Genomic DNA, 9,869 nt, shown 5'->3' on the forward strand with positions numbered 1-9,869 from the left:
CATTTTTGAAACCCAAGCCTTACAAAAGGGTTCCATGTTTGGCTTTGTGTTTTGGAACAAATATTCCATATTGTGTCAACTTGGAAAATGCCTGATTCCCTTCTCTGCGGCGGAGTGCCCCGATGAGCCCACACCCGGTGGAAACCCCCGAAGACGCCAATCCCGGCGGTGATGCGCCGCAAACGCTCGATGCCCTGCGCTCGGCCATCATGCGCCAGTATGATGACGCCTCACGGCGTATGAAACAGGTGGCCAGTTTCGTGCTGGACAAACCCGAAGACGTGGCGTTTGAGACTCTGGCCGTGGTCGCCGAACGGGCCGACGTGCAGCCTTCGACGCTGGTGCGCTTTGCCAAGACGCTGGGCTATGCCGGGGCCTCTCAGATGCAGAAGGTCATCCGCGATGAGCTGTTGTCCAGTCATATCAGTCTGGCCTACGGGGAACGCGCCCGCGCCTTTGGGGCCTCTGAGGGCGTGGGAGACGAAGGGCTCAGCACCATTCTGGACGAATTTGCCGAGGCCGATATTCTGGCTCTCACTCATTTGCGGCAAAGCGTGTCTGCTGAGCAGATTCGCACCAGTGTTGAGGCCATTATCGCCGCCGACAACGTCTATCTCGCGGGGTTCCGTCGCGCCTTTCCGGTCGCCGCCTACCTGGCCTATGCCCTTCAGCGGGCGGGCAAGCGTGTGGTGTTTCTTGATGGCGCGGGGGGTTTGTGGGAGCAGCAGGCGCGCGGCATCCGTGCCGAAGACCTTTTGATTGCCATCAGTTTCCGGCCCTATGCCGAAGAAACCGTGCGTTGCCATGCGCTGGCGCTGGAACGCGGCGCACAGGTCCTTTCGATCACCGATTCCAACGTCTCTCCCCTCGTCAAGCCGGGGCACCAGAGTCTGTTGCTGCGCGAATCCGAAGTGCGCGCCTTCCGTTCGCTCACCGCGCCCCTATGTCTGGCGCAGTCCCTTGTCGTGGCATACGCCTTTGCCATTACACCCGAAGGGTAAAATCGGTTTGAAATGGTAATTGCAAAATTTCAAATAAAGAAATAAACATTCCAAAAGAGGCCGCTTCAAGTGCCTCGTGGGAGGTTTTATGGGCGCTCGCACCCTTGGCGGACTCGATGTCATCACGCTGGGCCGGTCCAGTGTAGACCTGTACGGGCAGCAGATTGGCGGCCGTCTCGAAGATATGGCCTCGTTTGCCAAATATGTCGGCGGCAGCCCGACCAATACGGCCATCGGTGCCGCGCGACTGGGCCTGAAGGTCGGGCTGATCACGCGCGTCGGGGCCGACCATATGGGCCGCTTCATCCTTGAGGCCCTGCGCCGCGAAGGCGTGGATACGACCGGCGTGGTGACCGATCCGGCGCGGCTGACCGCGCTGGTGCTTCTGGGGATTGTCGATAAGGACACCTTCCCGCTTATCTTTTACCGCGAAAATTGCGCCGACATGGCCATTGATATGGCCGATATCGACCCGGCCTGGCTGACCTCGGCGCGCGCGCTGGTTATTGATGGCACCCACCTGTCGCAGCCGGGTGTCTTTGCCGCCAGTCTGGAGGCCGTGCGGCAGGTGAAGGCCGCCGGCGGTCAGATCGCCTTTGACATCGACTACCGCCCCGTCCTGTGGGGTCTGACGACCCGCGACATGGGTGAGCAACGCTATGTCGCCGATCCGGAAGTCACCCGGCGTCTGGCCACCGTGACGCCCCTGTGTGACCTGATTATCGGCACTGAGGAAGAGGTGCGGATTCTGGGCGGACATGAGGATGTGATTACCGCGCTGAAGGCCATCCGCGCCCAGACAAACGCCATACTGGTGTGCAAGCTGGGGCCGGACGGCTGTGCCATCTTCCCCGGCGAGGTGCCCGACCGCATCGCTGACGGGCTGGTCGTGCCGGGCTTTGCCATTGAGGTGATGAATGTGCTGGGGGCCGGAGACGCCTTCAGCGCCGGTTTTCTGCGCGGGTGGCTGGGTGGCGAAGACCTCGCCACCTGCGGGCGCTGGGCCAATGCCTGCGGTGCGCTGGTGGTCACGCGCCATTCCTGCGCCCCGGCCATGCCGACCTTTGATGAATTGCAGGCCTTTATGGCCGCGCAACACCCGATGACGGCTGAGGCCCAAAACGCGCTGGACCACCTGCACTGGGCGCGCACCCGCCACCGCGACTATGACGCCCTGATGATCCTCGCCATGGATCATCGCTTTCAATTCGAGGAGATGGCCAGCGATTTCAGGGCCGACCTGTCGCGCGTCTCGGCCTTCAAGCGGCTGGCGCTCAGGGCCGTGGACCGTCTGGCGCAGGGCCATGCCGATTTCGGCGTGCTGCTCGATGGCCGTTATGGGGCCGAGGCGCTTAGCGAGGCCGGACACACGACCTACTGGATCGGCCGCCCGGTCGAGGTGCCAAAATCAAGGCCGCTGCAATTTGAAACCGGGGCCGATGTCGGGCTCGACCTGCACACCTGGCCTGTCAATCAGGTGGTCAAATGCCTCGTCCTCTATCACCCCGACGACGAGAAAGCCCTGCGCGACGAACAGGAGCGTCAGTTGATCACCCTGTTCGATGCCTGCCGTCGCTCAGGCCATGAATTGCTGCTGGAACTGATCCTGCCTGCCGGTATGGCGTTGGACGCCATGACCCGCGCGCGGGGGATGCAGCGCCTGTACGACCTTGGCATCAAGCCCGACTGGTGGAAGCTGGAACCCGTGGCGGACGCTGACAACTGGCGACACATCGAAGCCGTCATCGCTGATAATGACCCGCTGTGTCGCGGCGTGGTGGTGCTGGGCCTCTCTGCGCCCGAAAACGAGCTTCTGGAAGCCTTTGCGGTGGCTGCCCGTTTTGAGTGCGTGAAGGGTTTTGCCATCGGTCGGACCATCTTCCACGATGTGGCGGCCCAGTGGCTGCGGGGCGAAATGGATGATGACGCCGCCACCGCGGTTATGGCAGACAAGCTGTCGCGGCTGGTGGACGGGTGGCGGGCCATTCGTCAGCCCCGCCAATAACCGGGAGAGACGCCATGACCCTTATCCGACTGACCATGGCTCAGGCCCTGACGCGCTGGATGGCTGTGCAGATGATCGACTCAGAGGACGGCCCTGTGCCCTTCTTTGCCGGCGTCTGGGCCATTTTCGGGCACGGCAATGTGGCCGGGCTGGGCGAAGCCCTCTATGCGGTGCGCGATCGCCTGCCGACCTATCGCGCCCATAACGAACAGGGTATGGCGCATGCCGCCATCGCTTATGCCAAGCAGATGGCGCGTCGGCGCGCCTTTGCCTGCACCACCTCCATCGGGCCGGGGGCGACCAATATGGTCACCGCCGCCGCCGTCGCCCACGTCAACCGTCTGCCGGTCCTCTTCCTGCCCGGCGACGTCTATGCCAGCCGCCGCCCCGACCCGGTCTTGCAGCAGATCGAAGCCTTCGGTGATGCCACCGCCTCGGCCAATGACTGTTTCCGGCCCGTCTCGCGCTATTTCGACCGCATCACCCGCCCGGAACAGATACTGAAGGCCCTGCCCGCCGCCATGGCCGTACTGACCGATCCGGCCCAGTGCGGCCCGGTGACGCTGGCCCTGTGTCAGGATGTGCAGGCCGAAGCCTTTGACTATCCCGCCAAATTCTTTGAGCCGCGCCTGTGGCCGCTGCGCCGTGCCCCGGCCGATGCCCATGATCTGGCCGCCCTGCATCAGGCGCTGACTGAGGCCAAACGCCCGCTGGCTATCGCCGGGGGTGGCGTGCGCTACAGTCAGGCCGAAAGCGCCCTGTCGGCCTTCTGCCTGAGCCACCGCATTCCCTTTTGTGAGACGCAAGCGGGCAAGGGCGCACTGCCCTATGACCACCCGCTCAATCTGGGGGCCATCGGCGTCACCGGCACGGACGCCGCCAATCAGGCGGCGCGTGAAGCCGACCTGATTATCGCCATCGGCACACGGCTACAGGACTTCACAACCGGTTCCGCCGCCCTCTTCCCGCAAGCGCGCATCGCCTCGATCAATACGGCGGCCTTCGATGCGCACAAGTTCGACGCCCTGCCCGTCATTGGCGACGCGAAGACCGTCCTGTCGCAGATCGCGAGCAACTATCAGGCCCCGCAGGACTGGGCCGAGCGTCTGAGCGCCGCCCGCTCTGTCTGGGAGGCCCGCGCTGACGCGGTGATGGCCGCTCAGGGCACGCCTACCGAGGCGCAGGTGTTGGGCGCGCTGATGCGACGGGCCCCTGAAAACGCCGTGGTCGTGGCCGCCGCCGGAGGCCTGCCCGGTGATATGCACAAGCTGTGGCGCACACGCCAGAGCGGCGGCTATCATATGGAATACGGCTATTCCTGCATGGGCTATGAGATCGCCGGCGGGTTAGGCGTGGCCATGGCCGAGCCGGAGCGCGAGATCTATGTGCTGGTCGGCGACGGCAGCTATATGATGATGAATTCAGAGCTGGCCACCGCCGTCATGATGGGCGTGCGCCTGACCCTTATCCTGATCGACAATCGCGGCTTTGGCTGTATCCATCGCCTGCAAAAGGCGACGGGCGGAGAACCGTTCAACAACCGCCTCGAAGACAGTCACCACGACACCCTGCCGGATATCGACTTCGTGGCCCACGCCCGCGCCATGGGGGCCCATGCCGTGCACGCGGCCTCCATCGACGCACTCGAAAGCGCCATAGAAGCCACCAGAACACGCGGCGGTGCCAATCTGATCCTTATCGAAACCGAGGCCACGCAGGGGCTTGGCGAAGGTGGGGCCTGGTGGGACGTGGCCGTCCCCGAAGTCTCCGACTCTGCCGCCGTGCGGGCCGCCCGCAGCGCCTATGACCAAAAACTCAAAACACTCAGGGATCCCTCATGACCATTACTTTCGGCGTTAGCCCCATTGCTTGGATCAATGACGACATGCCCGAACTGGGCGGCGATACCCCGCTTGACAGCGTCCTGAAAGACATTGCCGAGGTTGGTTTCGCCGGATCGGAGCTGGGCGGCAAATTTCCCAAAGACCCTGCGGTGCTGAAGGCCCTACTGGACGGCTACGGGCTGGAACTGGTCGGCGGCTGGTATAGCTGCGAGCTTCTGACGCGCGACGCCGAGGCGGAAATCGACGCCCTGCAAGGGCATCTGGCGCTTTTGAAGGCCATGGGTAGCCGCGTTTTCGTGATCGCCGAAACGAGCAATGCCATCCACGGGCAGAAGGACATCCCGCTGAAGAACCGCCCGCATCTCGATGCCGAAGGCTGGGCGCGTTTTGGGGCGCGGCTCAGTGCGGTGGCCGACTATGTCAACGGTCAGGGCCTCAAGCTCGCCTACCACTATCATCTGGGCACGGTCGTACAGGACGAAGCGGATCTGAAGGCGTTTCTGGCCCACACCACGCCCAATGTCGGGGTAACGCTCGATACAGGCCACGCGGTTCTGGGCGGTATCGACCCCTATGGCCTGATCGACAGCCATCCGGAGCGCATCGTCCACGTCCATTGCAAGGATGTGCGTCAGGCCGTGTTTGACCAGACCGCCGGGGCTGAGGCCAGCTTCCTCAACGGCGTGCTGGCCGGTATGTTCACCGTGCCAGGCGACGGCTCGATTGACTTTGACCGCATTATGCAGGGGCTAAAGCGTATCGGCTATGCCGGCTGGATCATCATCGAGGCCGAGCAGGACCCGGCCAAGGCCGATCCGCGCGCCTATGCGGAGATGGGGCTGAAAACCCTGCGTACCGCCGCTCAGGCCGCCGGTCTGTCAGAGGCCGCCCGATGAGCCATCTGCGCGTTCGCCCGGCCCCGCCCGATGCCGAAGGCCGCGTCACCGTCATCACGCCGCAGTCGGCGGGCTGGACCTATGTCGGGTTCACGCTGGTGCGGTTGCCGGCCGGTCAGACCTATCGCGCACAGGACGAGACGCGCGAAACCTGCCTCGTTATCGTCAGCGGTACCGCCGATATAGAGGCCGGAACAGAGCACTTCGCCGCCGTGGGTGGTCGCCGCTCGCCGTTCGAGGACGCGCCGCCGGGCGCCGTCTTCGTACCGCCCGCCACCGCCTATGCCGTTACCGCCGTGGACGCGGTTGAGCTGGGCGTCTGTACCGCGCCGGGTCTGGCCGGCGATGCGGTACGCCAGATCGCCGCCTCAGACTTGTCACGCGAAGTGCGCGGTCAGGGGACCAATACCCGCTACGTCCGCAACATCCTGCCGCAGGACCGCCCGGCTCACAGCCTGCTGGTGGTCGAGGTGATTACCCCCGCCGGTCACTGGTCCAGCTATCCGCCGCACAAGCACGACAGCGCCGAGCCTGAGTTGGAAACCCAGCTCGAAGAAACCTATTATCACCGCATTGACCCGCCGCAGGGCTTCGGCTTCCAGCGCGTCTATACCGACGACCGCAGCCTCGATGAGGCGGTGCTGGTCGAAGATGGCGACGTGGTGCTGGTCCCGCGCGGCTATCATCCGGTCGGCGCACCGCATGGCTACAACCTGTACTATCTCAACGTCATGGCCGGTCCGGAACGCCGCTGGATCTTCCGCAATGACCCGCAGCACGAATGGATGCTTAACGGCTGAGGGTGGGTTCAAGAGGCAGGGGTCACAACCCCTGCACCCCGAAACACGGTGCCCGCCGTTCGTGCTCCCGGTTAGGGGGTGAAGGCACCTGCGGCCCCTTCAATCTGTTTAGCTTTCGGACACCTCAAGGAACAGCCGCACCAGCTCGCTATTGATGTAATAGTTGTTCTTGCCGGAACGGTGCTTTTCGACAAAACCCTGCTCCGCCAGCGTATCGAGATACCGCGCCGCCGTCTGACGAGTCACCCCCAGATCATTCTGGACGTATTCAATGCGGGTGTAAGGGTGGCGGAACAGATTGTTCAGCAGGTCCTGACTATAGAGCTTGGGTAAGTCCTCCCGCATCCGATGCTTTACACGGGCCATCTGTTCCCGGATGCCTTCAACCAGTCGTATCGTGGTGGCCGAGGTTTCCGCCACGGCCTCCAGCATGAAAACAACCCAGTCTTCCCACGCGCCCTCATCACGCACGGCTTGCAGCAGGCGGTAATAGTCCGCTTTGTGACGGGTTATATGGCGGGACAGGTACAGGATCGGAATGTCCAGCAAACCTGTCCGCGTCAGATACAACACATTGAGGATTCGGCCGATTCGCCCGTTCCCGTCCGGAAAAGGATGGATGCTTTCAAACTGGTGATGGATCACTGCCATCTTAATCAAAGGGTCAAGCGCCGACAATTCATCATCATTGATGAAGCGTTCCAACGCCGCCATATGCTGAAGAATGGCTTGCCCGTCCTGCGGCGGGACAAAGACGGTTTCGCCCGTCATCTCGTTTTTCAGCGCAGTGCCCGGCACAACCCGAAAGCCGTCATTGCGCCCCTTGAGCAATCGGAACATCTCGATCAGGGCTGCATTGGGTATCAATCCGTCTGTCTGACGTAGCCGGTCGTATCCCAGCCGCAAGGCATCCCGATAGAGCGCCACCTCCTTGGCGGCAGGGGATTGCGGGTCATCCGGGAACAGGTCCGCTTGAAACAACTCGTCCTGCGTCGTAACGATATTTTCGATTTCCGAAGACGCCTTGGCCTCCTGCAAGGCCAGTGTGTCAACCAATATGCCTTGATTGGGTATGGTGCGGGCCTGACCTTTCAGATCGGCCAGGGCACGGCTGGCCCGGGTCAGCGCCTTGTAAACGCGCACGGTCTCCAGTTCGACCGGTGGCGGAAGATCGGGAATGGCATAGGTCGGGATCAACATGGCAAGCGTTTTAACATGAAACCCGGAACATGTTATGAAAATCTCATTTTTCTAACATGAGAGATTCAATATGTTCGGAAAGTCACTTTTCGCGAACATGAAAAAGAAGGCAGGGGTCAGGACCCCTGCACCCCGAAACACGGTGCGAGCCGGTCTTCGGGCGAAGCCCCCCTCCCCTATCCGCCTCTGCACCTGGCCAGCCGTTCGCGCTCCCCGGTTAGGGGGTGAAGGGGCCTCCGGCCCCTTCGTTTGCCTTCTTACAAACCGCTTAAAACCACAAATCCACGCAAAGGGCACTCAGACGCCTGCACGGCGGATTTTTTTGTTTGGGCCATAGGACATCAAAAAAGAACCTGAAGGCCGCTCACGCGCCGCCTGAGCGCCTCACAACTGTCGTGGCGTCTATAAATGCTCGGAACATAGCTAAGACACTGATTTTGAATCAGAAATTCAGCGTTTCAGCGGCCCCACAGGCACGGGTTCACCGAAATCGGGGGTGCCATCCTTGCGCCACTTCACATATTGCAATCGAGAGTGGCGGTTGGGATCAAAAAGCGAGTTGCCCTTGATCTCCTTGTAGTCGCGGGCGTGATAGACGATGACGTCACGACCGCGCTCATCGACGGTGAAGCCATTGTGCCCCGGCCCCCAGATATTGTTCTTTTCCGAACTGACGAAGACCGGCACCGGTGACTTGCTCCACGAGGCCGGATCCATCAGGTCGGCATCGGCCCTGGCCGTCAGAAGGCCCAGACAGTAGTTATGATCGGTCGCCGAGGCGGAGTAGGTCACAAAGACGCGGCCGTTGCGGATTAGCACCGCCGGCCCTTCGGCGACCTTGTACTTCACCGTCTCCCAGTCATAGGTCGGAATGGTCAGGCGCACCGGCGTCGCCGCAAAGGTCGTCGCCGTGGCCAGAGGTGCCAGGTAGAGGTTGGAATTGGTGTCAATGCCGGGCTCCTTCTGCGCCCATATCATGTAGGTCACGCCCCGGTGCTCAAACAGGCTGGCATCCAGATTGAAGGTGTCCCAGGGCATTTGCACTGGCACGGGCGCGTTCCACTTGGCGGTCAGCGGATTGGCCTCGGCGGTTGAGATGACATAGGTGCGCACACGGAAGGGCTCACCCTTGTCCCCGGCTCCGAAATAGAGCCGCCACTGGCCATCGAAATGATGAAGCTCCGGCGCCCAGATATAGCCGCCCATCCTGCCCTCGCTTGGGCGACGCCACACCACCACCTCTTCGGCCGCGGACAGTCCGCCCAGCGTCTTGGCCCGGCGGATGACCAGACGATCATACTCCGGTACCGTCGCCATGAAATAATAATAGCCGTCGCTGTGTCTGAGGATTTGCGGATCAGCGCGTTGCCGGATAATCGGGTTGATGATCGGCGCGCTTTTAGCCTGCGCGATGACGGGTCCGCTGAGGCCAGCGGCGGTCGCAGACCCGATAAACAGACGGCGCGATAAAAAGGTCGGCTTCGGCATTTCGGCATCCCATTGTGATTATGTCTTACAATTACCCTATCGCCCTCCCCGGCCCTTGTCAAAACGCCCTTTTCAACCCTTTTCCATTTCTAAATCTCTGAAGACGTTAGAGAGGTTCAAGAGTCTTAAGTTACAGAGTTAAACGCCCCTAATGACCTGAAATTCGCAATGGAGTCATCGGGCTAGGCCTACACAGCGTTCCCGTTGTGTCGCGTCTGCGTTCCCGAAGTGTCAAAGCCTGCGTTCCCGAAGTGTCAGGGGATTGTTCCCGATGTGCCAAAAGCCGTTCCCGATGTGTCGAAACTCCGGTGCAGGGCCGTGGTTTTTGAATCAATTTGGCTCACCCCTTCGCAAAACTCGTTCAAACCGATTCCCTTCCTGTCAACAGATTCGGTTTTTGTGACGGTTTGTCGTCAAACGACGCAGAGTGATTCGTCACTTCGGGAACGCTTTGGTGAGGGAACCGAAATGAAGAAGAGGAAAGACGCAGGGCCCCGCAGGCCCCTGCACCCCTATACGCTCAGGCCTCTATGATCTTCGGGCGAAGCCCCTTCCCCACCAAGCCACACAATAAGGCTGGTCGTTTGTGCCCCGTTGTGGGGTGCAGGGGGACGCGGCCCCCCCCTCTTCCCCTC

At 61.7% G+C, this 9,869-nt stretch carries 7 protein-coding genes; 5 read left to right on the forward strand and 2 right to left on the reverse strand.

Annotated features, from left to right (window positions below):
- Nucleotides 1-122 precede the first annotated feature (122 nt).
- The 5 genes from ACK8OE_RS16135 to iolB all read left to right on the forward strand — a co-directional run bounded on the left by ACK8OE_RS16135 (nucleotide 123) and on the right by iolB (nucleotide 6,546).
- A complete protein-coding gene (locus ACK8OE_RS16135; protein ID WP_410273393.1) occupies nucleotides 123-1,001 on the forward strand; it encodes a MurR/RpiR family transcriptional regulator in 879 nt (292 codons plus the stop codon).
- A gap of 88 nt (nucleotides 1,002-1,089) precedes the next feature.
- On the forward strand, nucleotides 1,090-3,006 hold the full coding sequence (gene iolC, locus ACK8OE_RS16140) for a 5-dehydro-2-deoxygluconokinase (protein ID WP_410273394.1): 1,917 nt from the start codon (nucleotides 1,090-1,092) through the stop codon (nucleotides 3,004-3,006).
- Nucleotides 3,007-3,020: 14 nt separating this feature from the next.
- Nucleotides 3,021-4,847 (forward strand): 3D-(3,5/4)-trihydroxycyclohexane-1,2-dione acylhydrolase (decyclizing), encoded by a 1,827-nt coding sequence (gene iolD / locus ACK8OE_RS16145; protein WP_410273395.1) that lies wholly within the window; start codon nucleotides 3,021-3,023, stop codon nucleotides 4,845-4,847.
- Entirely contained in the window at nucleotides 4,844-5,746 is a 903-nt protein-coding gene (gene iolE, locus ACK8OE_RS16150; protein WP_410273396.1) for a myo-inosose-2 dehydratase, read from the forward strand. The genes iolD and iolE overlap by 4 nt, the downstream gene beginning before the upstream one ends.
- Entirely contained in the window at nucleotides 5,743-6,546 is an 804-nt protein-coding gene (gene iolB / locus ACK8OE_RS16155) for a 5-deoxy-glucuronate isomerase (RefSeq protein ID WP_410273397.1), read from the forward strand. Before iolE ends, iolB begins: the two co-directional genes overlap by 4 nt.
- 108 nt (nucleotides 6,547-6,654) lie before the next feature.
- Here the strand turns inward: iolB and ACK8OE_RS16160 are convergent, their stop codons facing one another.
- Nucleotides 6,655-7,746: a Fic family protein gene (locus ACK8OE_RS16160; protein WP_410273398.1), complete on the reverse strand. Its 1,092-nt coding sequence runs from the start codon at nucleotides 7,744-7,746 to the stop codon at nucleotides 6,655-6,657.
- 450 nt (nucleotides 7,747-8,196) lie between these two features.
- Nucleotides 8,197-9,234, reverse strand: coding sequence for a family 43 glycosylhydrolase (locus ACK8OE_RS16165; RefSeq protein ID WP_410273399.1), 1,038 nt, complete (start codon nucleotides 9,232-9,234; stop codon nucleotides 8,197-8,199).
- Nucleotides 9,235-9,869 lie beyond the last annotated feature (635 nt).

The organism is Asticcacaulis sp. W401b, assembly GCF_046503825.1.
GTDB lineage: Bacteria > Pseudomonadota > Alphaproteobacteria > Caulobacterales > Caulobacteraceae > Asticcacaulis.

Coding starts and splice junctions, on each gene's coding strand:
- ACK8OE_RS16135 (WP_410273393.1), top strand. CDS start 123: ATGAGCCCACACCCGGTGGAAACCCCCGAAGACGCCAATCCCGGCGGT.
- iolC (WP_410273394.1), top strand. CDS start 1,090: ATGGGCGCTCGCACCCTTGGCGGACTCGATGTCATCACGCTGGGCCGG.
- iolD (WP_410273395.1), top strand. CDS start 3,021: ATGACCCTTATCCGACTGACCATGGCTCAGGCCCTGACGCGCTGGATG.
- iolE (WP_410273396.1), top strand. CDS start 4,844: ATGACCATTACTTTCGGCGTTAGCCCCATTGCTTGGATCAATGACGAC.
- iolB (WP_410273397.1), top strand. CDS start 5,743: ATGAGCCATCTGCGCGTTCGCCCGGCCCCGCCCGATGCCGAAGGCCGC.
- ACK8OE_RS16160 (WP_410273398.1), bottom strand. CDS start 7,746: ATGTTGATCCCGACCTATGCCATTCCCGATCTTCCGCCACCGGTCGAA.
- ACK8OE_RS16165 (WP_410273399.1), bottom strand. CDS start 9,234: ATGCCGAAGCCGACCTTTTTATCGCGCCGTCTGTTTATCGGGTCTGCG.